Source organism: Roseibaca calidilacus, from assembly GCF_001517585.1.
GTDB lineage: Bacteria > Pseudomonadota > Alphaproteobacteria > Rhodobacterales > Rhodobacteraceae > Roseinatronobacter > Roseinatronobacter calidilacus.
This window is the reverse complement of the sequence record NZ_FBYC01000004.1, coordinates 1945406-1968645: the sequence shown is the minus strand read 5'-3', so window position 1 is coordinate 1968645 and position 23240 is coordinate 1945406. Positions and strand designations below refer to the sequence as shown.

General features: G+C 62.7%; 20 protein-coding genes. 13 read left to right on the top strand and 7 right to left on the bottom strand.

What is annotated here, in order from left to right; all coding sequences use genetic code 11:
* Positions 1 to 22: 22 nt before the first annotated feature.
* The 3 genes from AWT76_RS13230 to ileS form a co-directional block, all read right to left on the bottom strand.
* Complete coding sequence (locus AWT76_RS13230) at positions 23 to 298, bottom strand: DUF3253 domain-containing protein (RefSeq protein ID WP_072246761.1); 276 nt, start codon at positions 296 to 298, stop codon at positions 23 to 25.
* The gene (locus AWT76_RS13225; RefSeq protein WP_176699400.1) at positions 277 to 483 is read right to left on the bottom strand and encodes a DUF2798 domain-containing protein; all 207 of its coding nucleotides are present in this window, start codon (positions 481 to 483) and stop codon (positions 277 to 279) included. The genes AWT76_RS13230 and AWT76_RS13225 overlap by 22 nt, the downstream gene beginning before the upstream one ends.
* Before the next feature lie 62 nt (positions 484 to 545).
* Positions 546 to 3497, bottom strand: a complete 2952-nt coding sequence (gene ileS / locus AWT76_RS13220; protein WP_141655964.1) for an isoleucine--tRNA ligase — start codon at positions 3495 to 3497, stop codon at positions 546 to 548.
* Positions 3498 to 3707: 210 nt separating this feature from the next.
* Between ileS and AWT76_RS13215 the strand changes: the two genes are divergently transcribed.
* Positions 3708 to 4121 (top strand): VOC family protein, encoded by a 414-nt coding sequence (locus tag AWT76_RS13215; protein ID WP_072246759.1) that lies wholly within the window; start codon positions 3708 to 3710, stop codon positions 4119 to 4121.
* Here the strand turns inward: AWT76_RS13215 and cutA are convergent.
* From cutA to AWT76_RS13200, 3 genes are all read right to left on the bottom strand, one after another.
* Positions 4103 to 4432, bottom strand: a complete 330-nt coding sequence (cutA, locus tag AWT76_RS13210) for a divalent-cation tolerance protein CutA (RefSeq protein WP_072246758.1) — start codon at positions 4430 to 4432, stop codon at positions 4103 to 4105. The two genes, AWT76_RS13215 and cutA, sit on opposite strands and share 19 nt — an antisense overlap.
* A complete protein-coding gene (locus AWT76_RS13205; protein ID WP_072246757.1) occupies positions 4429 to 5400 on the bottom strand; it encodes a hypothetical protein in 972 nt (323 codons plus the stop codon). Before AWT76_RS13205 ends, cutA begins: the two co-directional genes overlap by 4 nt.
* A 128-nt stretch (positions 5401 to 5528) precedes the next feature.
* The gene (locus AWT76_RS13200) at positions 5529 to 6899 is read right to left on the bottom strand and encodes an L-serine ammonia-lyase (RefSeq protein ID WP_072246756.1); all 1371 of its coding nucleotides are present in this window, start codon (positions 6897 to 6899) and stop codon (positions 5529 to 5531) included.
* Positions 6900 to 7029: 130 nt separating this feature from the next.
* On the opposite strand from AWT76_RS13200, the gene AWT76_RS13195 reads away from it, so the two are divergent.
* The 7 genes from AWT76_RS13195 to AWT76_RS13165 all read left to right on the top strand — a co-directional run bounded on the left by AWT76_RS13195 (position 7030) and on the right by AWT76_RS13165 (position 13663).
* A complete protein-coding gene (locus AWT76_RS13195) occupies positions 7030 to 7416 on the top strand; it encodes a c-type cytochrome (protein WP_072246755.1) in 387 nt (128 codons plus the stop codon).
* A gap of 60 nt (positions 7417 to 7476) precedes the next feature.
* Complete coding sequence (gene rpiA, locus AWT76_RS13190; RefSeq protein ID WP_072246754.1) at positions 7477 to 8265, top strand: ribose-5-phosphate isomerase RpiA; 789 nt, start codon at positions 7477 to 7479, stop codon at positions 8263 to 8265.
* A 10-nt stretch (positions 8266 to 8275) separates the two neighbouring features.
* Complete coding sequence (gorA, locus tag AWT76_RS13185) at positions 8276 to 9640, top strand: glutathione-disulfide reductase (protein ID WP_072246753.1); 1365 nt, start codon at positions 8276 to 8278, stop codon at positions 9638 to 9640.
* A 65-nt stretch (positions 9641 to 9705) separates the two neighbouring features.
* Complete coding sequence (gene hflK, locus AWT76_RS13180; protein WP_072247712.1) at positions 9706 to 10833, top strand: FtsH protease activity modulator HflK; 1128 nt, start codon at positions 9706 to 9708, stop codon at positions 10831 to 10833.
* Complete coding sequence (gene hflC, locus AWT76_RS13175; RefSeq protein WP_072246752.1) at positions 10833 to 11837, top strand: protease modulator HflC; 1005 nt, start codon at positions 10833 to 10835, stop codon at positions 11835 to 11837. The genes hflK and hflC overlap by 1 nt, the downstream gene beginning before the upstream one ends.
* A gap of 11 nt (positions 11838 to 11848) precedes the next feature.
* Entirely contained in the window at positions 11849 to 12052 is a 204-nt protein-coding gene (locus tag AWT76_RS13170) for a DUF2065 family protein (RefSeq protein WP_072246751.1), read from the top strand.
* A 123-nt stretch (positions 12053 to 12175) separates the two neighbouring features.
* Positions 12176 to 13663 (top strand): Do family serine endopeptidase, encoded by a 1488-nt coding sequence (locus AWT76_RS13165; protein WP_072246750.1) that lies wholly within the window; start codon positions 12176 to 12178, stop codon positions 13661 to 13663.
* Between the two features lie 57 nt (positions 13664 to 13720).
* Here AWT76_RS13165 and AWT76_RS13160 read toward each other — a convergent pair whose 3' ends face one another.
* Positions 13721 to 14179: a peptidoglycan-binding domain-containing protein gene (locus tag AWT76_RS13160; RefSeq protein WP_082700276.1), complete on the bottom strand. Its 459-nt coding sequence runs from the start codon at positions 14177 to 14179 to the stop codon at positions 13721 to 13723.
* A gap of 144 nt (positions 14180 to 14323) precedes the next feature.
* Here AWT76_RS13160 and AWT76_RS13155 point away from each other — a divergent pair, with 144 nt between their 5' ends.
* The 5 genes from AWT76_RS13155 to addA all read left to right on the top strand — a co-directional run bounded on the left by AWT76_RS13155 (position 14324) and on the right by addA (position 23197).
* Positions 14324 to 14647 carry a 2Fe-2S iron-sulfur cluster-binding protein gene (locus AWT76_RS13155; protein WP_072246748.1) on the top strand — a complete coding sequence of 108 codons (324 nt, stop codon included), beginning with the start codon at positions 14324 to 14326 and terminating at the stop codon, positions 14645 to 14647.
* 91 nt (positions 14648 to 14738) lie between these two features.
* A complete protein-coding gene (locus AWT76_RS13150; protein ID WP_072246747.1) occupies positions 14739 to 16427 on the top strand; it encodes a PAS-domain containing protein in 1689 nt (562 codons plus the stop codon).
* An 80-nt stretch (positions 16428 to 16507) separates the two neighbouring features.
* Complete coding sequence (tsaE, locus tag AWT76_RS13145; RefSeq protein WP_072247711.1) at positions 16508 to 16990, top strand: tRNA (adenosine(37)-N6)-threonylcarbamoyltransferase complex ATPase subunit type 1 TsaE; 483 nt, start codon at positions 16508 to 16510, stop codon at positions 16988 to 16990.
* Positions 16987 to 19902 (top strand): double-strand break repair protein AddB, encoded by a 2916-nt coding sequence (gene addB, locus AWT76_RS13140; protein ID WP_342667173.1) that lies wholly within the window; start codon positions 16987 to 16989, stop codon positions 19900 to 19902. The genes tsaE and addB overlap by 4 nt, the downstream gene beginning before the upstream one ends.
* On the top strand, positions 19892 to 23197 hold the full coding sequence (addA, locus tag AWT76_RS13135; protein ID WP_072246745.1) for a double-strand break repair helicase AddA: 3306 nt from the start codon (positions 19892 to 19894) through the stop codon (positions 23195 to 23197). Before addB ends, addA begins: the two co-directional genes overlap by 11 nt.
* Positions 23198 to 23240: the final 43 nt, after the last annotated feature.

Below are 23240 nucleotides of genomic sequence, written 5' to 3'. Positions count from 1 at the left end.
CGCCTCCTGCTTGCTGGCGAAGCTAGGGCAGGGGGCGTGCGGGTCCAGATGCCAGTGTCAGCCGAATTGGGCCTCGTGCACGTTCGGGGTGAACCGGCTGGCCTTTTTGCGTGGCCTGCAATGCGCCGGCGCTTTGCAACTCAGCCGCCGCTTTGCGGATCAAGGGCATCAGCGGGCGCCAATCTGCGGACAAGCGGCGTGCGGCTTCGGACGGGCAAAAGCTTTTGCCCGCCCCGCGTTCCTGCGCCAGCGCCATCAGCGCCGCGCGCGCATCGCTCAGGCCAACCGCTCGGCCCATTTGCGCGCATAGGGGCCGACCAGAACCGCCAAAGGCACCGCGATGACCCAAGCCACCGCCCAAGCATAGGCCCAACGCCCCAAGAACCCTGTATCAATCCCGGTATTCACGGCGGTGATGAACCCGGACATGATAACAGACATCATCGTGCCCATCAGCACGCCGGTCAGAATACGAAGTTTCATGGCCATCCTCTTTTGCCCGATAACATAATCATTAGTTCGAATATGTCATCGGGCAAGGAATGTCACCCCAAGGCTGCGCTGCATCTTGCACATGTGTGCGGATGGGCGTGTTGGCCCACTTGCGGGCTGATCTTCCAGCAGCGTTCGCATTTCTCGCCTTCGGCGCGGGCAAAGACCACCGCCACGCCCGGTGCATCATCCAGCGTGAAAGCGCCTTCGGGGGCGGGGTCGGTTGTCAGGCGAATGGCCGATGTGATGCACAAATCCGCGAAGGTTTCGGGATTGGTCACGATCTGCGCCTGCGCTTCGGTCAGGTGCACGATGGGCGCGGCTTCCAGACTTGCGCCAATGGTCTTTGCGCGGCGCTCTTCTTCCAGCGCGCCGGTGACAACGCGGCGGACCATCCGCACGGTTTTCGCGCGCTCGGCAAGGCCCGTGTCCAGCCACTCGGCAGGCGTGGCCGGAATGTCGTGCAAATGCACGCTGTCATCCTCTGACGGGAAGCGCGACAGCCAGACATCTTCCATGGTGAAGGGTAGGATCGGGGCAAGCCACGTCACCAGCCGATGGAACAGCAGGTCCAGCACCGTGCGCGCGGCGCGGCGGCGCAGGCTGCCGGGCGCATCGCAGTAAAGTGCATCTTTGCGGATGTCGAAATAGAATGCCGACAGGTCCGTTGTTGCAAAATTGAACAAGGCTTGGAACACGCCTTGGAAATCATAGGCGTCGTAACCCTTGCGCACCACCGTGTCCAACTCTGCCATGCGGTGCAGCATCAGCCGTTCCAGTTCCGGCATATCAGCCGGCGCGACGCGCTCGTCCTCGGACCAGCCCGCCAAGTTGCCCAGCATGAAGCGCAAGGTGTTGCGCAAGCGCCGATAGCTGTCGGCCACCCCTTTCAGAATTTCCTTGCCGATGCGCAAATCCGCCGTGTAGTCCGATTGCGCGACCCATAGACGCAGAATATCGGCACCGTATTGGTCGATCACCTCTTGCGGGGCGACGGTGTTGCCAAGCGATTTGGACATTTTCATGCCCTTCTCGTCCAGCGTAAAGCCATGGGTCAGCACACCGCGATAGGGCGCGCGGCCCTTGGTGGCGCAGGCTTGCAGCATGGAGGAATGGAACCAACCGCGATGCTGGTCGGTCCCTTCCAAGTATAGGTCGGCAATGCCGTCGGGGCTGCCATCTTCGCGGTCGCGTAGGACAAACGCGTGAGTTGACCCGGAATCGAACCACACGTCCAGAATGTCAAAAACCTGCTCATAAGCTTCGGGATCGTGCAGGTTTCCAAGGACACGTTCCTTGAAACCTTGCACATACCAGACATCCGCGCCCTCTTCCTCGAACGCGGCCTTGATGCGGGCGTTGACCTGTTCGTCGCGCAGGAGGAAGTCCGGGTCGGTCGGTTTCGCGCCCTTTTTCACGAAACAGGTCAGCGGCACGCCCCAGGCGCGCTGGCGCGACAGCACCCAATCGGGGCGGTTTTCGATCATCGAATACAGCCGGTTGCGCCCGGTCTGGGGCGTCCATTTCACCAGCCGGTCAATCGATTCGAGCGCGCGCTGGCGGATCGTGTCGCCATGCTGGTTCATTCCGTCATCCAGCGGTTTGTCGATGGCGGCGAACCATTGCGCGGTGTTGCGGTAGATCAGCGGCGCTTTTGACCGCCAGCTATGCGGGTAGCTGTGACGCAGCTTGCCCTTGGCGAACAGCGCGCCTGCATAGGCCAGTTGCTTGATGACGGCCACGTTCGCGCCGCCTTCCTTGCCGTCGGGCTTGACGATCACCTCGCCCCCGAACAGCGGCAGATCGGCGCGGTAGCTACCGTCTTCCAGCACGTTATAGGTCATGGGCAGGCCATGCTTCAGGCCGACCTGATAGTCGTCATCGCCGTGGCTGGGGGCAGTGTGCACAAAGCCTGTGCCTGCGTCATCGGTGACATGGTCGCCGGGCAGCATGGGCACGTCGAAATCCCATTCGCCATCAGCGCCTTCGACGTTGCGGAAGGGATGGGCGAGGGTTAGCGCGGCGAGTTCATCCGCCGACACATCGCGCAGGCGTTGCGCCGTGACTTTGGCTTGGGCAAAGGCACTTTCGGCAAGCGCGTCGGCCAAGATGACCTTTTCGCCTGCTTCCAGTTTTGCGTCTTCGGGAACTTCGGTCACTTCATAGAGACCGTAGACGATGCCGGGGCCGAAACACACCGCGCGGTTTTGCGGGATGGTCCAAGGGGTTGTGGTCCAGATGACGACCGACGCAGTCAAAAGCTCAGAAGATGCAGCCTTTGCACGATTTACATCTCCGCCAAATAGGTCAGGAAAAAACATGGCTCCTTGACCGTTCGAAGGCAAAACAACCGGAAACTTCACCCAGATCGTATGCGAGGTATGCTCGTGATACTCGACCTCGGCCTCTGCCAGCGCGGTTTTCTCCACCGGCGACCACATCACGGGCTTGGACCCCTGATAGAGTGACCCGTTCATCACCAGCTTCATGAACTCATCCGCAATCACGGCTTCGGCGTGGTAATCCATTGTCAGGTAGGGGGCATCCCATTTGCCGGTGATGCCCAGGCGCTTGAATTCCTCGCGCTGCACGTCGATCCAGCCTGCGGCAAAGCGGCGGCACTCCTGACGGAAATCGACCACATCGACCGCGTCCTTGTCCAAGCCTTCGGCGCGGTATTTCTCTTCGATCTTCCATTCAATCGGCAGGCCGTGGCAATCCCAGCCCGGCACATAGCGCGCATCGCGGCCCAGCATTTGCTGGCTGCGGGTGATGAAATCTTTCAGCACCTTGTTCAGCGCGTGGCCGATATGCAGGTGGCCGTTGGCATAGGGCGGGCCGTCATGCAGGATGAATGGCTTGCGGCCTTCAGCAGTCGCGCGCAGGCGGTCATAGATGCCAAGGCGTTCCCACCGGGCCAGCCAGTCGGGTTCGCGCTGGGGCAGGCCCGCACGCATGGGGAAGTCGGTTTCGGGCAGGAATAGGGTGTCTTTGTAGTCGGTCATCTGGAGCGATCTTTCGCAAATTGGGAGAGGGGCAAGCGCCATGCTGTCCCGGCACTCCGGGCGCGTCAGAGTGCCGGGACGCTAATTCGCTGGATGATCGCTATCGTGAACATGCGGGCCTTATAGGGTTGCGGGCGCGGGGCGTCCAGAGGGGCGCTTGCCTGTTTTGCCGCGCCCCGCTACCACTTGGCCCAAACCGGAGGAAAACCCATGCTGATGCCCTTTCATTTCGCCTATCATGTGACCGATCTGGACCAAGCCCGCGCCTTTTACGGTGGTGTCTTGGGCTGTACCGAGGGGCGCAGCACCGACACATGGGTCGATTTCGATTTCTTCGGCCACCAGATCAGCCTGCATCTGGGCACGCCCTTTGCCAATGCCCCCACGGGCAAGGTGGGCGATCACATGGTGCCGATGCCGCATTTCGGGCTGGTGCTGGATGTCGAGCGCTTCCGCGCGCTGGCGGACAGGCTTGGCGCCGCCGGTGTCGAATTCGTCATCCCGCCGACCCTGCGTTTTGCCGGGCAACCGGGCGAGCAATGGACCATGTTCTTCCGCGACCCATCTGGCAACCCGATAGAGGTGAAGGGCTATGCCAGCGCCGATCAGGTGTTCGCGTCCTGACATTCTGTCGCCACCCAGTCGGCCACACCGGGGCCGATGGCGGCAAGGGGCAAGGCCGTGATGGCGGGTAACTCGTAAGGGTGATGCGCGGCAATCACAGTGCACAGCCTGTCGAACCGGGCATCGGGCGCTTTCATGCGCAATAGAACTTCGGTTTCGGAATCGATCTGCCCTTGCCAATGGAACAGGCTTTCCACACCCGGCAGAATATTGGCGCAGGCCACCAGCCGCGCGTCCAGCGCCGCGCGGGCAATCTGGCGCGCGCTCTCCTCGTCCGGGCAGGTTACTTCGACTTCAATCAACCCTGTCATCGCACCCAATGCCCCGCATCCATGATCGCTTTTCTGCGCGCCCAATATGTCAGGGGTTTGGGGCGCCCTACCATGATCTGGCGCAAAACCGGGCCGTTTTCCTTGAAGATCATGCGCCGGAACGCGACATGCTGGTTGAATATGTCCCACAGATGCGGCGCGCGCGTGACCGTTTCCAGCACCCCGACCGCGTGGTCGGACCCATAGGCGTAAACCTCTGGCAAGGCGCGGTAATGCAGCGATTTCGGGCCGTCCAGCCCGGTGTCGCGCCGCCCGCCACCCTCTGCTGCAATCGCCAAGGGCAGCGCGATCTGGTCCAGCCACGGGAACAGGGTTTGCGTGGCCAGGTCCGGTGGCGGATCGCGTTCAATCTGGGCGGCATAGTCCAGCAGGCGCGCGCCCATGCAACGCGGGCAGGTTCCGGTAAACCAGCCCGCGTTGAAATACATGTAGCGCCGCCAGTCATCTGCACCAAAGCGTGTGTCCAGCGTGGGGGCCATGTCCAGCCCGAAACGGTCGTAAAGCGCGCCCCAGATGTCGGCCAGCGATGGGCCATAAAGCGGTTCGCGCGGCCAAGTCGGTTCGACCAGTTGCGAGGCCGTGGGCGGCCCAGCCACCACATCTGAAATCGGCCCGGTAATCAGCGTGTCGGTGTCGAAAAAGGCAAAAGGTTCGCCCTTGGGCAGCAGCGCCAGTGCTTCCAGCTTGTTGCCTTGCGGATAGCGCGCGCCGAATGCTTTGCTGTGCAGCGGCACGATATCTGCGCCCAAGGCGCGCAATTCGCGCCGAATAGCAGGGCGGCTGATGCGCGGGTCATCTGCCCAAAGCGGCCCCGGTTGCGGTTCGGCCACGACCAGCCGCAGCGCGCGGTTTTCCGGGAAATGCCGCAGGCTGGCGGCAAAGAGCAGCGCCTCATATTGCAGCCGCCCGTCCTGCGCCACGATCAGGATATTTTGGATCGTTGCCATACGCGCCCTTTCGTTCCCGACCCCACATTATGGGCTATGGCGCGCGGCGCAAAGCCATTTCATCTTGCCAAAAATACGCATGGCGCAAGAATGGTCATATGCGAGACCTTTGGGAAAAGCGCGACACCTCAGCAGTTTGGGATGTTCACGGCCAAGCCGCCCAAAGCCGTCTCCTTGTATTTTTCCGACATATCGGCCCCGGTCTGGCGCATGGCTTCGATGCAGTTATCCAACGGCATGAAATGCGTGCCATCGCCGCGCAGCGCCAGCGACGCGGCGGACACCGCCTTGATCGCCCCCAGCCCGTTGCGTTCGATGCAGGGCACCTGCACCAACCCCTTAACCGGGTCGCAGGTCATGCCCAGATGGTGTTCCAGCGCGATTTCGGCGGCGTTTTCGACCTGCTCTGGCGTGCCGCCCAGCACCGCGGCCAACCCGGCGGCGGCCATGGCAGAGGCCGCGCCGACCTCTGCCTGACAGCCGCATTCAGCGCCGGAGATAGAGGCGTTGTGCTTGACCAGCCCGCCAATGGCCGCAGCCGTCAGCAGGAATTCCCCCACCCGCGCTTCGGACGCGCCCGGCACATGGTCCAGCCAATACCGGATGGTTGCGGGCACCACCCCCGCCGCGCCATTGGTGGGCGCCGTCACGACCTGCCCACCAGCGGCGTTTTCCTCGTTCACTGCCATGGCATAGGTGCTGATCCAGTCGTTGATGACATGCGGCGCGGTCAGGTTCAGGCCGCGCTCGCGTTCCAGCGCCTCTCGGATCGCTTTTGCGCGGCGTTTCACATTCAGCCCGCCGGGCAAGGTGCCATCGGTTTCCAGCCCCCGGTCTATGCAGGCGCGCATCACCGCCCAGATGCGGCGTAGTCCGTCATCCAGCGTGGTCGGTCCCATCATGGCCAGTTCATTGGCGCGTTTCATCTGCGCAATGCTCTTGCCAGAGGCGCGCGCCATCTCCAGCATCTCTGCCGCCGTGGCAAAGGGGTGGGGGAACGCTGCGGCAGGGGCGGGCGGTTTTGCGCCCAGTTCCGCTTCGGTCACGACAAAGCCGCCGCCGATGGAATAATAGGTTTCCTGAGCGATGATATCGCCTTGCGCATCGGTTGCCATCAGACGCAAGCCGTTGGCATGGCCGGGCAGGGGCGGGCCATAGTCGAACATCAGGTCAGTCGCCGGGTCAAAACGCAGCGTGCCAAGCCCGTCCACCTCGACCGTATGCTCGGCTTTTATGTGGGCCAGTTCGGTCTTTGCGCGGGTCGCGTCATAGGCGGACGGAATGAACCCTGCCAGTCCAAGAATGACCGCGCGGTCGGTCGCATGGCCGACCCCGGTAAAGGCCAGCGACCCATGCAGCGACGCTTTCAGCCCCGACACGGCGAATGGCAAGCCGCGCAAATGGTCCAGAAACCGCGCCGCCGCGACCATCGGTCCCATCGTATGCGATGACGACGGGCCGATCCCGATCTTGAACATGTCGAACACCGACAGAAACATGGCGCACCTTTTGCAAATTGACTTGCCCAAGGCTACAGGTTGGTCGCGTGTTTTCAATCACGGGAAACGACATGACATCTGCGAAACAAGACCCCTTGGCAGCCACGCCGCGATCAGGCAGGTTCGGAGCATGATGCGCCTGATCGCCCTTGTCTCACTGCTGGCCGTTGTGGCCTGCTCGCCCACCACCAGCCCGCAGGCTGGGCGCAGCTTGTTCGCGCAAAATTGCGTGCAATGCCATGGCACCGATGCAACCGGCGGAGATGCCGTGCCAGACCTGACAGGACTGGCCCTGCGCGCAGGCGGCACCTACCCGCAAACCTTGGTTCTGAACAAGCTGGACGGCTATGCGCGCGGGCAGGCGGCCTATGCGGGCGTCGAGATGCCGCAATTTGGCTATTTGCTGACCGGGCCGCTGACCCGCGTGCCGCTGGCAGATGGTCTGTCGCGGGAATTGCCCGAAAAGATTGTTGCGCTCGATGCCTATTTGCGCAGCTTGCAGCGTGGCGGCAATTAGCCCTTAAACCTTGGCAGCAAAGCGCCTATAACGCGACAGACAGTTTAACGAGGGCCCGCCATGACCGACCAGATGACCCCGATTGATCGCGCCAAATACGCGTCCGCCATTTGTGCGGCAGATTTCGTCAAGGATGGAATGCGCGTGGGGCTTGGCACCGGGTCAACGGCCAGTTTTCTGGTGCGCCGCCTTGGCGCGCGGGTCAGACATGAAGGTTTGCGCATCATCGCCGTGCCCACATCGACCCGCACGGCGCAACTGGCGCGTGAAGTTGGGATCAATGTTGTCACCTTGGACGAAGCGCGCTGGCTGGACCTGACGATTGACGGGGCCGACGAATTCGACGCGGAACTGACGCTGATAAAGGGCGGTGGCGGCGCGCTGCTGCATGAGAAAATCGTGGCGACCGCATCGGACCAGATGATCGTCATCACCGACCCTGCGAAAGAGGTCAGCGCGCTCGGGGCCTTCCCCTTGCCGGTAGAGGTGATCCCGTTCGGCTGGCAGGCGTCCAAGGCGCTGATAGAAGAAATCCTTGCCAGCATGGATGTGCTGGACCGCCGCACCGCGCTGCGCATGAATGGCGACGCGCCTTACACAACGGACGAAGGCAACTATATCCTTGATCTGTCGCTTGGCCGCATCGGCAATGCGCGGCAACTGTCTTTGGTGCTGAACCAAGTGCCCGGCGTGGTGGAAAACGGGCTGTTCGTGGATATTGCAGATCAGGTCATCATCGGCCACCCGGATGGCGCGGTCGAATTGCGCGACCTGTCTGACGGGGCTGCACAAGTCAGCCACCGCCAGGTGGAACTGGCCCAGGACAGCAACATTTTCGACGATCTATAAAGGGGGCTGCATGTCCTTCGACTACGATCTTTTCGTCATTGGCGGCGGTTCTGGCGGTGTGCGCGCCGCGCGAATCGCGGCCAGCGAACACGGTGCCAAGGTCGCACTGGCCGAAGAATATCGCATGGGCGGCACCTGCGTTATTCGCGGTTGCGTGCCGAAAAAGCTGATGGTCTTCGCTTCGGAATTTCCCGGTGCGGTGGCCGATGCGCAGGCCTATGGGTGGGATGCGCAGATCAGCGGTTTCGACTGGGGCGCGTTCCGCGCCAAGCTGGATGCCGAATTGACCCGGCTGGAAGGGCTGTATCTCAAAGGGCTGGATGGCGCAGGCGTGACCGTGTTCGATTGCCGCGCCACGCTGGACGACCCACATACGGTGGCACTGGCCGATGGCCGCAAGGTCACGGCGCGGCATATTCTGATCGCCACTGGCGGCACGCCGGTTGTGCCAGAGCAGTGGCAGGGCCAGGGTGTGCTCACCTCGAACGAGGTGTTCTTGATGGACCGTCTGCCCAAGTCGATGTTGATCGTGGGCGGCGGCTATATTGCCAGCGAATTTGCCTGCATCTTTAACGGGCTGGGCGTGAAAACCACGCAATTCTATCGTGGCGCGCAAATTTTGCGCGGCTTCGACGACGAAGCGCGCGGCCATATCGCCGACGAAATGGTGGCCAATGGTGTTGACCTGCATCTGGGCACCGATGTGGTCGAGATGCGCGCCGAGGGCGCGCAGACCTTCGTCAAGGCAACCACGGGGCATGATGGCGCCTATGACGCGGTCATGTTCGCCACCGGGCGCAAACCCAATACGGATGGGCTGGGGCTGGAAAAGCTGGGGCTGGAACTGGGGCCGGGCGGCGCGATCCCGGTCGACCGCTACAGCCAGACCGCCATCCCGTCCATTTATGCCGTGGGTGACGTGACCAACCGCGCCAATCTGACGCCGGTCGCCATCCGTGAAGGTCACGCCTTTGCCGATACCGTCTTTGGTGGCACGCCGCGCTATTTTGACCATGGGCTGATCCCCACGGCGGTGTTCACGCAGCCCGAATTCGGAACCGTGGGCCTGACCGAAGAAGAAGCCCGCGCGCTAGGCCCGATAGACGTGTATTGCGCGGCCTTTCGGCCCATGCACAGCTTGTTTGCCGGACGCGACAACCGCGCAATGATGAAGCTGGTCGTTTGCCGCGACACGGATCGTGTGCTGGGGTGTCACATCGTCGCGGATGGCGCGGGAGAGATGATTCAGCTTGCCGGGGTTGCGGTGTCTATGGGGGCGACCAAGGCCCAATTTGATGCAACTTTGGCTGTGCATCCGTCGATGGCTGAAGAACTGGTCACAATGCGCAAACCGGTCCGGTCACATCCCGGTTAAGGGTTGAATTCGCGGGTTGCAAACCCACTTGTCACACAAAGCTGTAAATCATGAATGGAGTCCAGATGTCCGGAAACAACGGAGGGCCATGGGGCGGCGGCAATCGCGGCGGTGGAAACCGCGGTGGCGACGGCGGCAATAACGGCCCGCGCGGCAACAGTGGCCAACAGGTTCCCGAGATCGAAGAGATCGTGAAGAAGGGCCAAGAGCAGTTGCGCGTCCTGATGGGCGGTCGCGGCGGCGGAAACGGTGGCAACGGCGGCGGCATGGGCGGCGGTTTCAGCAAGCGCGGCGTGCTGCTGGGGCTGGTTGCGCTTGTCGTGGCATGGGCATTTGCGTCTTTCTACACCGTCCGCCCGGAAGAGCGGTCGGTCGAATTGTTGTTTGGGCAGTATTACAGAACCGGCAATCCGGGTCTGAACTTTGCGCCATGGCCCGTGGTCAGCGCAGAGGTCGTTCAGGTGACAACCGAACAGGTGACCGAGGTTGGCACCGGCAGTTCGGTGCTGGACAGCGGTCTGATGCTGACCCGCGACGAAGCGGTGGTCGATATCGAATTCCAAGTGGTCTGGAATATTGCCGACCCGGCGCGCTTCCTGTTCAACTTGGCGGACCCGCGTGAAACGGTGCGCGCGTCAGCAGAATCGGCCATGCGTGACATTATCGCGCGCTCCGAATTGGCACCCATTCTGAACCGCGACCGTGGGGCCATCGCCGCCGATCTTCAGGCGAATGTGCAAGAGGTTCTGGACAGCTACGATGCCGGTATCAACGTGATCCGCGTGAACTTTGACAAGGCCGATCCGCCCGATGGCGTTATCAGCGCCTTCCGCGATGTGCAGACCGCGCGTCAGGAACGCGACCGTCTGGAACGTGAAGCAGATGCCTATGCCAACCGCGTCTTGGCAGAGGCCCGTGGCCAAGCCGCCCAGATCCGGGAAGAGGCCGAAGGCTACCGCGCGCAAGTTGTCAACACTGCGCAGGGTGAGGCAAGCCGCTTCGTGTCGGTCTACACGGAATATGTGAATGCACCGGAAGTGACACGCAAGCGGATGTATCTGGAAACCATGGAACAGGTCTTGGGTGACATGAACCTGACCATTCTGGACAATGTGACAGGTGGTGAAAGCGGCAGTGGTGTTCTGCCCTACCTGCCGCTGAACGAACTGGGCCGCCAGAGGAGTGCAAACTGATGAAAAAAGCTGGTCTTCTACTGCCGGCCTTTGCCGTTGTGGTCGTGCTTGCCTTCTCGTCGCTGTTCATTGTCGATGAACGTGAAAACGTGCTGGTGTTGCAATTCGGTCAGGTAAGACAGGAAATCACCGAACCCGGACTTGGGTTCAAGGTGCCGTTCATTCAGGAAGTTGTGCGCTATGACGCGCGCATTCTGGGCCTGCAAACGCAGCCCTTGGAGGTGACGCCACTGGATGACCGCCGCCTTGTGGTCGATGCATTCTTGCGCTGGCGCCTGCGCGATGTGACCACGTTCCGTCAGGCCGTCGGTCTGGACGGTGTGCGCGGCGCGCAAGGGCGGATGGAGCGGATCATGAATGCCGCCATCCGCGAAGTATTGGGGTCGGTGCCGTCAACTTCGGTGTTGTCAGAGGACCGGACCGGTCTGATGAACCGCATCCGCGACATCGCCAGCCGTCAGGCGAATTCCTTGGGGATAGAGGTGATCGACGTGCGACTGACCCGCACCGATCTGCCGCAGGAAAACTTGGAAGCGACCTTTGCCCGGATGCGCGCAGAGCGTGAACGCGAGGCCGCCGACGAGCGCGCCCGCGGGAGCGAGGCTGCCCAGCGCGTGCGGGCATTGGCGGACCGGACGGTGACAGAATTGGTGTCGAGTGCGCAGCGCGATTCCGAAATCGTGCGCGGTGAGGCTGATGCGGAACGAAACCGCGTCTATGCAGACGCCTATAACCTTGACCCGGAATTCTTTGCCTTCTCGCGGTCAATGCAAAGCTATGCGGCCGCGCTTCGGGGCGAAAACTCCAGCATGGTTTTGCGGCCGGATAGCGAATTCTTCACTTTCTTGCGCAGCGACGGCCTTAGCGGAGATGCGCTGGCCGCAGCAGAAGCTTTCGCAAGCGAGTTGGAGGAGAATCCCGACGCCGCGCGCGAACGCGTGCCTGAACCCGGTCCGGAAGAGCCGGATTCGGTGCAAGAGCTTGAAGACATGATTAGCAACTAAGGGCGCTAAGGATGGCCCTGTCCACGGTTATCCTTGCGCTGGGCTTGGTGCTTGTTCTGGAGGGGCTGGTGTTTGCACTGGCCCCTTCGCGCATTGAGGATCTGCTCAAGGTGCTGACGCAACTGCCCGAGAATGCACGACGCCTCATCGGCGTGCTCGCCTTGGTTTTTGGGGTTTTTCTGGTAACCTTCTCCAACCTGATCGCGGGGCCGTAACCCACTCTCACCTTTGGTTGAAAAGTCATTTCACGAATTGCGTTTGGCCCAAACTAACATATCTAACACTCCAGCTATGGGCCGAAGGCCCATTGATCAAGACAGTGAAAGAGGAGTTCACATATGCCTTCCACCGTCGCGATAGCGCGCCAGCCTGACCGCACAGGGCTGTTGCCTTTGGTCAAACTGGTCACGCTCGCCCTTGTTCTGACCTTGGCGCAAGTCACGCTTCTTTTGGCGCAAGACCGCCCCGGTAGCTTCGCCGATTTGGCTGAACGTGTCAGCCCCGCCGTTGTGAACATTACCACAACCACATCCGTGACCACCCGGCTGGAAAACGCGCCGCAACTGCCCGAAGGGTCTCCGTTCGAGGATTTCTTCCGTGATTTCTTCGAGGACCCGCGCAATCCCGGTGGTCCGAACCGGCCTCAGCGCCCCCGTCAGGGGCAGGCGCTTGGTTCGGGTTTCGTGATTTCACCGGATGGCTACCTTGTTACGAATAACCATGTCATCGACGGCGCGGATGAGATCCGGATCGAATTCTTCTCTGGTCTGGAACTGGAAGCGGAACTGGTTGGCACCGACCCTGCCACGGATATCGCGCTACTGAAGGTCGAGCATGACGAAGACCTGCCCTTTGTCGATTTTGGCGATGCAGAAGCAGCGCGCGTTGGCGACTGGGTTCTGGCCGTGGGCAACCCGCTGGGACAGGGCTTTTCGGTAAGCGCCGGTATCATCTCGGCGCGCGGTCGGGCGTTGCAAGGCAATTACGACGATTACATCCAGACCGATGCCGCCATCAACCGCGGCAACTCTGGCGGCCCGCTGTTCAACATGGATGGTGACGTGATCGGCGTGAATACCGCGATCTTGTCGCCCACCGGCGGGTCAATCGGGATTGGTTTCGCGATGTCGTCGAATGTCGTGACCGGTGTTGTGGAGCAATTGCGCGAGTTTGGCAGCACCCGGCGCGGCTGGCTGGGCGTGCGTATCCAGAACGTGACCGATGAAATGGCAGAAGCCATTGGCCTGAACAGCGCACGCGGCGCCATGGTGACAGAGGTCATGGATGGCCCCTCGCAAGAGGCGGGCATTGAGGCCGGTGATGTTATCCTAGAATTCGACGGCGGTGATGTCGATGACAGCAACATGCTGGTGCGCCGCGTGGCGGATGCCGGTGTCGGGCGCGCGGTTGACGTGGTCGTGTTCCGCGATGGCGAGGAGCAGACCGTATCCGTCACCCTCGGGCAACGCGAATTGGCAGAGGCGACCACTTCTCCCAGCCCCGGAATGCCCGCGCCAGAGCCTGAGCCCGCCAGTTTTCTGGGAATGGACCTTGCGCCAATCACCGATTCCGTTCGTGTAGAGATGGACCTGCCTGCCGGTATGACGGGCCTTGTTGTCACGGCTGTCGACCCTGACAGCGATGCTGGCAGCAAGGGCGTTATGGCGGGCGATCTGATTACCGAAGCGAACCAGCAACCCGTGTCCAGTGTTTCGGAACTGCAAACCCGTGCAGAAGAAGCACGCGAAGCCGGGCGCAAATCGCTTCTGGTGTTGTTGCGCCGTGGTGGTGATCCGCGTTTCGTGGCGCTGAATGTGGAAGAGTAACGCTCTGCCACCCGAAACATGCAACGCGCGCCCCGGCGGCGCGCGTTTTTCATTGGGTCAGTTTTGTCCGAAATCGCGGGGCGACAGGCCAAGGCGCTGCGCGGTGTCCAGCGTCAGGATCGGGCTGTCAAACCCGTTGTCACGCTGAAAGGCGTGGACAGCACTGCGCGTCGCTGCATCGGGCCGGCCGGTGATGGGGCCTGCGTAGTAATCGCGCACCTGCAAGGCGCGTTGCAGGCTTGCCACGAACGCGCTGTTCACGGTTTCGGGGCAGGGCACACGAAAGGCGGTTTCCTCTATCACGCCATTTGCGGGCTTGGCCCCGTTCACAGAGTAGCGCGCCCAACAGGCCCGGTTTGGACTGGCGGGCAAAGACAAGCTCGCGGTCTCGATCCGCGCGCGGGTGGTGTCCGGGTCAGACGCGCTCGCCATCTCTGCATGGGCCATGGCCGTCAGGGTAACCACGGCGCCAATATGCAAGGCAAGGAATCGGTTATGTCGGGCTCTATGTGTCATGAAGGTTAATGTAACGCGCGATTCGGGCACAATCAGGGCATGACAGCGTCGAATTGTCGACTCTTTCCTACCGAAAACAACACTGGCCAAAAGCGGTAAGGTGCCTTAAATCGCGGGCAGAAGCAGCGATCACACGAGGGCAGTATGGCCAAGATCACTTATGTCGAGTTCAACGGCACCGAACATGTGGTGGATGTGGCTGAGGGCCTGACCGTTATGGAAGGCGCGCGCGACAACGGGATTCCCGGTATCGAGGCCGATTGTGGTGGCGCTTGCGCCTGTTCTACCTGCCATGTCTATGTCGATCCGGACTGGGCTGACAAACTGCCCGCCAAGGACGCGATGGAAGAAGACATGCTGGATTTCGCCTACCAGCCTGACCCGCAACGCTCGCGCCTGACATGCCAAATCAAGGTCAGTGCAGCGTTGGACGGGTTGAAAGTGTTCATGCCGGAAAAGCAGATCTGACGCTAATACAACTTGTGCGCGAAATTTTAACGGCAACTTAACCAATCTGCACGACGCTCTGTTTCAGTGATGTCGGTCTAAGGATTGGAACATGTCGCACGCGCTTTTTCTGGGTCTGACGATTGTTGGCAGCAGCGTTTTGGTATGCGCCGCGGTGCTGCTGCTGTTTCGCGCCCTTAACCGCGACGGGTTGGGCGCGGGCTACACGCCTGACCCGACAGAGCAAGACGCCGTCTTCATCTTTCGTGACGACACCCTGATCGACATGTCCGACCGTGCGCGGCAATTGCTTGGGTCGATCGTTGCAGACAGCGACGCGTGCCGCGACGATCTGGAACTTCTGTTGCAGCATCTGGAACCCAGATTCGCAGATCTGCGGGCCAATCTTGGGCGCTTGGTTGCGCTGGGTCAGATCGAACTTCAGGCACATGATGATAGCGGCCTGATCCTGCGGGCCAGCCGCAAGAAAGGGCTGACGCATCTGCGGCTGGTCGATACGCGTGCCGAAGGCGCGCTTGTGGCGCTGGACCGGCTTAGCTTCGAGGCTATGCGGCAAGAGCTGGACACCCTGCGCGATGTCGCCACGCATATGCCGGTGCTGTCATGGCGGGTTAACACGGCAGGGGACATCATCTGGGCCAATACCGCCTATGTCGAAACCTATACGGCCTTCGATGCCGGGCGTAACGGCCTGACATGGCCCATTCCGAACCTGTTCGATGGGCAAGCGCCCGATGGGCATGGGCGATTGTCGCTCGATATGGGAAACCAAGTGTCGTGGTTCAGTCACGATATGGTGGCGGACGGGGGGGGCGCGCAGCATTTCGCGACGCCGATTGACCTTACGGTTCAGACAGAAACCTCGCGGCGCGAGATGATCCAGATCCTAACGCGCACATTCGCCAGCCTGCCCACGGGGCTGGCGCTGTTCGACACCGAGCGCCGCTTGCAGGTTTTCAACCCTGCACTTGTTGATCTAACGGGGCTGGACCCGTTGTTCCTAGCAGCGCGCCCTGGTTTCGAGCAGGTTCTTTTCACCTTGCGCGAATTGCGCATGTTGCCCGAACCCAAGGATTTCGCAACTTGGCGCCGCGAGATTACCGAGATGGAGCGCGCCGCCGAATCTGGCATATTCAGCGAGGAATGGTGCCTTGAAAATGGTCGCATTTATCATGTCAGCGGGCGTCCGCAGCCGGGGGGCGCGCTGGCCTTCTTCTTCGAAGACGTGACATCTGACGCCACGCTTGCGCGCAGCCTGCGCCAAGAGATTGAACTGGGCCATGCAGTTCTTGATGGGCTGCCGGATGCGGTCGTGGCCTTTGGGCCGGCGGGCGATACGCTGATCTCTAACGCGCGGTACAGCCAGCTTTGGGGCGAAGACCCTTGCAACAATCTTGCCGATGCGGGCTTTGCCCACGCCCTGAGCTTGTGGAAAAAGACCACGGCCACGACGCCCTTTTGGGACAAGCTAAGCGATTTTGCCGCCAATGCTGACCCCGGCACTGTAATGCATGGCAGCGTCTACCTGCTGGATGGCACCACGCTTGGCGTCCATGCCCGGCGGTTGCGTCAAGATTGGCTGATGCTGACCTTCCGACCGCTGGTGCAAGAGTCCGCGCGCGACATTGCCTTGACCCGCCGCCATGTCAGCGCGCTGACCGTCCCGGATATTCTGCATCCCGCAGCCGCCACACCTCGCGCGCAAGCCGCCGAGATCGGGCTTGCGCCGACGCGCAAAGCGCGGGTGGTGCAGCATGCTGGCAGCCGCTCGCGGGGGTAGCGGCGGGCTTATTGCACCGCGTGGTCGGCGGCATGCGCAAAGGGCTGGAAACGCACGCGCTGACATGTAAAACCTTGGGCATGTCCGCACCCATCGACGCCAGCTTTTCCTGTAGATCGCCCGAGGCCACGGCGCGCATTGCCCAAACGCTGGGCGCGTGTCTGGCAGCGGGCGATGTTCTGTTACTGCACGGCCCTGTCGGTGCGGGCAAAAGCCATTTCGCCCGCGCGCTGATCCAGTCGCGGCTGGCGGCGCTTGGTCGCTTCGAAGATGTGCCGTCGCCCACGTTCACGCTTGTGCAATGCTACGATCTTGACAGGGCAGAGCTGTGGCATGCCGACCTGTATCGGTTGACCGGCCCGGCAGAATGCGACGAATTGGGCCTGATCGACGCATTTGAAAGCGCGATTTGCCTGGTGGAATGGCCAGACCGTTTGGCAGAACTGACCCCTGCGGGTGCCTTGCATCTGCATCTTCGCCCCGATGGGGATATGCGACATTTGCATTTCCAGAGCGATGATCTGCGCTGGCGCGACCATCTGGCACAGGTGAAAACCGCATGATGTTTGCCCCGTCTGACAGCCCCCGCGTTTTTGCCTTGCCGCCGGGCGCGGATTTCCCTGACCTGTTCGCAGCGGGTCTGCGCGCGCGGCTGGCCGATATGCCACCAGAGGCCCGCGCCCGCGTCACGATCCTTGTGAACTCTGCCCGGATGCGACGGCGTATCCGCGACTGTCTGGTCGCGCAAGGGCCGGGGCTGTTGCCGCGCATTCGCTTGGTGACGGACCCGCTTTTGTTCGAGGGGGCGCCGGAACACGCGCCACCCGTGTCGCCACTGCGGCGGCGGCTGGAACTGGCCCGGCTGGTTGGAATGTTGCAGGCGGCACAGCCCAAGCTTGCGCCGCGGGCCGCGGTGTTCGACCTTGCCGACAGCCTTGCGCGCCTGTTCGCCGAAATGCAGGCCGAAGGCGTGCCATTTCAGGCGCTTGACCGTCTGGACCTGACGGATCATGCCGACCATTGGGCGCAGGCGCAGAAATTCCTGCGGCTGGCACAGACCGTTATCGCACAGGATGCCGCCGATGCAGAGGGTCGCTTGCGCGCGCAGGTCTTGGCGCTGACAGAGCGTTGGGCGGTCGCGCCGCCACGCGACCCGGTTTTGGTTGTCGGCTCGACCGGGTCGCGGGGGACCACGGCTTTTCTGATGCGCGCGGTAGCCGCCTTGCCGCAAGGGGCGGTCGTGCTGCCCGGCTTCGATTTCGACATGCCTGCGGATCTGTGGGCCCAGTTGTCGGATGCCGCCGGGGCAGAGGACCACCCGCAATTTCGGTTTCATGCCTTGCTCGGGTCGCTTGGTCTTGGTCCCGATGCGGTTCGCCCGTGGCAGGACAGCCCGGCCTTGCCGCGTGGCGCGCTGGTATCGCTCGCCTTGCGCCCGGCCCCGCAAACCGACCAATGGTTGCGCGAAGGCCCGGCGCTGGGCGATCTGGCCCGCCCCACCGAAGGGTTGAGCCTGATTGAAGCCCCGTCGCCGCGCGCCGAAGCAACCGCCATCGCGCATTGCCTGTTCGACGCCGCCTGCCAAGGCCAACGCGCCGCGCTTGTCACCCCCGACCGCGATCTGACGCGCCGGGTGGCGGCGGCGCTTCAGGTCTGGGGAATTGTCCCGGATGACAGCGCCGGTCGTCCGCTGGGTTTATCCGCGCCGGGCCGGTTTCTGCGGCAGGTTGCAGACCTGTTCGTGAACAGGCTGGATGTGCCGCGCCTGCTGGCGCTGCTTAAACACCCGCTGGCGCATAGCGGGGCAGGGCGGGGCGACCATTTGCGCCATACCCGCGATCTGGAACTTTACCTGCGGCGCCGGTCCGTGCCCTTTCCGGATGCGGTTGTTCTGGCGGCGTTCGCGCCGCAGCCCGGCCCGCGCCGGGATTGGGCAGAATGGCTGGCGGACACCATTCCCGCAGAGCCGGTGCAGGGCGCGCGCCCGCTTGGGATATGCGTGGCCCAACACATTGCCTTGGCAGAGGCGCTTGCGTCCGGGGCCGAAAGCCAAGGTGCCGGGGCGTTGTGGGACGAAGCTGCGGGGCAAGAAGCGCGCAATGCCATGGACGCGCTTGCCGCCGAGGCAGAGGCGGGGGGCGAACTGACGGCCTTCGATTATGACGCCCTGCTGGGCACGCTGTTTGCCGCGCGAGAGGTGCGCGACCCGGTGACCGCGCATCCTGACATCATGATTTGGGGCACTTTGGAAGCGCGGGTGCAGGGGGCGGATCTGGTTATCGCGGCGGGGCTGAACGAAGGGGTTTGGCCCAAAGCGCCGGACCCGGACCCATGGCTGAACCGCGCCATGCGCGCGCAAGTCGGGTTGCTGTTGCCAGAGCGCCAGATCGGGCTGTCGGCGCATGACTTCCAGCAGGCGATCTGCGCGCCCCGCGTGGTATTGTCGCGCGCGAAACGCACGGCCGAAGCGAAGACCGTGCCATCGCGCTGGTTGAACCGCCTGACCAATTTGCTGGCCGGTTTGCCCGCGCAGGGCGGCACAGAAGCGCTGGAGGCAATGCGCGCGCGCGGCCAGCACTGGCTGGACCGGGCCGCCGCGTTCGAGGCCGATATGCGCGCGGTTCCGTATGATCCCCCTGCGCCGCGCCCCGCCCCCGCCCCGCTTGCGCGCCCGTCGCGGCTGTCGGTCACGCAGGTCGAAACGCTGATCCGTGATCCTTACGCGATTTATGCGCGCCATCTGCTTGGGTTGGAGCGGCTGAACCCCTTGCAGCCGCAGCCCGATGCGCTGTTGCGCGGCACGGTGTTGCACAAGGTGTTGGAACGCGCGACCGATCCGACCAACCCGCGCCCATTGATGGAGATGGCCGATGTGGTCCTGCAAGACACCGTTCCATGGCGGGCGGTCCGGGCCTTTTGGGCCGCGCGTCTGGAACGTGTCGCGCCGGAACTGGAGGCCTATCTGGCCGCGCAACCCGGCGCGATTGCGCTACGAGAAGAGCGGGCAGGCTGGGCATTGCCCGATTTGCCCTTCACCCTGACAGCCAAGCCGGACCGGATCGATGCCTGGCCGGATGGCCGGGTGCATATCATCGACTACAAGACCGGATCGCCGCCAAGCCAGAAACAGCAAGACCAATTCGCCAAACAGCTTCTGTTGCAGGCGCTGATGGTGCAGGACGGCGCGTTCGAGGCGCTTGGCCCGCGCGAGGTAGCCTGTGTCAGCTACTTGGGCTTGGGCGGCGGGGCGCTGAAAATTGTCACGACCCCGACCGACGCGGCCTATCTGGATACGGTCCGTGAGGGGTTCTTTACCCTGATCCGCACCTATCTGGACCCGACGCAAGGCTTTGCCGCGCGGCGCGCAATGGAGAAAGAAATCTATAGCGGCGATTACGATCATCTGGCGCGGTTCGGGGAATGGACGATGCAGGACAGTTCGGTGACGATTCCGGTGGGGCGCGATGATGGTTGATGCGGCAACGCTGGCGCAAAACCGGGCGTCGGAACCATTCTCCTCGACTTGGTTGTCGGCCAATGCCGGGTCGGGCAAGACCAAGGTGCTGACGGACCGTGTGGCGCGGCTGTTGCTGAACGGCGTTGCCCCGCAACATATCCTTTGCCTGACCTATACCAAGGCCGCCGCAAGCGAGATGCAGAACCGGCTGTTCGATTTGCTGGGCAAATGGGCCATGTTGCCGGATGACGGGCTGCGCGACGAGCTTGGCAAGATTGGCGAAGCTGGCGGCACGGCCGAGCAACTGGCAAACGCGCGGCGCTTGTTTGCCCGCGCGATCGAAGCCCCGGGTGGTTTGAAGATTCAGACCATCCATTCGTTTTGCGCGTCGCTGCTGCGCCGTTTTCCGCTAGAGGCGCATCTGTCCCCCGCCTTTACCGAGATGGATGCCCGCGCCGCGCGGGCCCTGCGCGCGGATGTGTTGGAAGAACTGTCCGAGCGCACGGATGTCGTGGCGCGGCTGGCGCAGGTCTTTACCGGGGCAGAGATCGAAACCCTGCTGGCCGAAATCTGCGCCAATGCCGCCTTGTTCGACGCCCCGGCCCCGACAGAGCAGACCTGCGGCCTGCCCGAGGGGATGACCGAAGCGCGCCTGCTGGCAGAGGTGTTTCTGGGCAGCGAGGCAGGTTTGATGGCGCAGGTCCTGCGGTTTCTGGACGCGGGCGGCCCGAAAGATGTTCAAGCCGCAAACAAGCTGCGTGGCCTGCCGTTTGATCGGCCAGATACGGGGGTTTTGCCCGCCTTGGAAGCGGTGTTCCTGTATGCAAGCGGCCAGAAGATCAACACGGCCAAGATCGACAGCTTTCCCAACAAGGACACGCGCATTGCCATGGGCGCGCTGATTGACCCGTTTAACCAGTTTATGGCCCGGGTTGAGGGTGCGCGCCCCTTGCGGCTTGGCCTTGCTGCTTTGCACCGGGCGCAGGTGCTGCACGCCTTTGCCCAGCCCTTTCTTGCGACCTATCGCGCGCAGAAAGACGCCCGCGCATGGCTGGATTTCGACGACCTGATCCTGCGCACCGGCCAGCTTCTGACCGATCCGTTGGTGGCGCAATGGGTGCTGTTCAAGCTGGATGGCGGGGTCGATCATATCTTGGTTGATGAAGCGCAAGACACCAGCCCCTCGCAATGGCGGGTCATCGAATTGCTGACGCAGGAATTTACCGCCGGGCTTGGCGCGCGCGATGTCGCGCGCAGCCTGTTCGTGGTGGGCGACAAGAAGCAATCCATCTATTCCTTTCAGGGCGCTGATCTGCGGGTGTTCGATGACATGCACGCCATGTTCAAGGACAAGCTTGAAGCGGTCGGGCTGCGGCTGGAAGATGCGGCGCTGGAACATTCTTTCCGCTCCTCTGCCGGGGTGTTGCGCGCGGTAGATATGACCTTTCAGCCCCCGCATGACGCGGGTCTTGGCGGTGTGCCCACGCATATCGCGTTCTTCGACAGCCTGCCGGGCCGGGTGGACCTGTGGCCTCCGATCTTGCCGGAAAAGGCCGAAAACGATCATGCATGGTATGACCCTGTCGATCAGCTTTCGAACGAGCACCATTCGCGCAAGCTGGCCCGCGCGATTGCCGCTGAATTGCGCCGCATGATCGACGCGCGCACGCTAGTGCCGCACAAGAAGAGCGCGCGCGTGATGACTGAAGGCGATGTGCTGATCCTTGTGCGCAAGCGCGGCCCGCTCTTTCACGAGATCATCTCTGCCTGCAAAGCGCAGGGGTTGGCCATTGCCGGGGCGGACCGTTTGCGGCTGGGCGGTGAGATGGCCGTGCGCGACCTGACAGCACTTCTAGCCTTTTTGGCCACGCCAGAAGATGACCTGTCGCTGGCGGCTTGCCTACGCTCGCCGCTGTTCGGCTGGTCCGAGGATGCGCTGTATCGGCTGGCTCAGGGCCGTGGCACGGGCGAATACCTGTGGTCGCGGCTGCGCGCCGATACCGACAGCCCCACGCTGGCCATGTTGCGCGACCTGCGGGCGCAAACGGATTTCCTGCGCCCCTACGACCTTGTCGAGCGGATGCTGTCGCGCCATGACGGCCGCCGCCGCCTGATCGCCCGTCTGGGATCAGAGGCCGAGGACGGGATCGACGCATTCCTTGCACAAGCGCTGAGCTATGAGCAGGCGGAAATCCCGTCGCTTACCGGGTTCCTGTCGTGGCTGGAGCGCGACGAAGTTGAACTGAAACGCGAATTGGACAGCGCCAGCCCGATGCTGCGGGTGATGACCGTGCACGGCGCGAAAGGGCTGGAATCGCCCATCGTGATCTTGCCGGATACGGCGGATCTCAGATCCAACGATACGACACAGGTTGTCGCGGTTGCCGAGCGTGCCGTGTGGAAGGCGAATGCCGGGTTGAACCCAGCACCCGTTCAAGCCGCGTTGGACGATCGCTCTGCGCAGCGCGACGCGGAAGACGCCCGGCTGTTATATGTGGCGATGACGCGCGCGGAAAGCTGGCTGATCGTGGCCGGGGCGGGCGATATGAAAAAGCCCGACAATTGGTATAACCGTGTGGCGGAAGGGCTGCGTCTGGCGGGAACAGAATGGCTGGCCACGCCAACGGGGGCGGGGTTGCGCCATGCGCATGGGATCTGGCCCGAACAAGGCGATGGCATCCGTTCTGACGGCGCTGCGCCGGTTTCGGTGCCCGATGCGCTGTGGCACCCCGCACCAAAACCGATTGAGCGGGCCATGCCCATCAACCCGTCGGCCTTGGGCGGGGCCAAGGCCCTGCCCGGCGAAGCGGGCCTTGATGAAGAGACGGCGTTGCGCCTTGGCACCGGCTTGCACCTGCTGCTGGAACATCTGCCGCTTTGGCCGCGTGAGACGTGGGGCGCGCGCGCCGCGGCGCTGCTGGACAACCCCGCCGACGCCGCGCGCTTGCTGCCTGAAGCCGCCGCGGTGCTTGATGCCCCCGGGCTGGCGCCGATCTTCGCCCCCGGCACGCTGGCAGAGGTGGAAATGGCAGGCCAGCTTGGTGACCGCGCGCTGTTTGGCGTGATCGACCGGCTGGTGGTGCAGGATGCCCATGTTCTGGCCGTCGATTACAAGACAAATCGCGTTGTGCCGCAGGATGCAGGCGCGGTGCCCGAAGGCTTGCTGCGCCAGATGGGGGCCTATCTGGTGGCGCTGGAACAGGTTTTCCCCGGTCGAAGGGTCGAGATGGCGCTGCTTTGGACCGCAACGGCGCGGCTGATGCCCTTGCCCGACGACATGCTGCGCGCGGCCCTTGCACGCGCGGGTGCTTGAAACTGCGCGCGCCGCGTCATACTTCGATAACAACGTAGCAAAG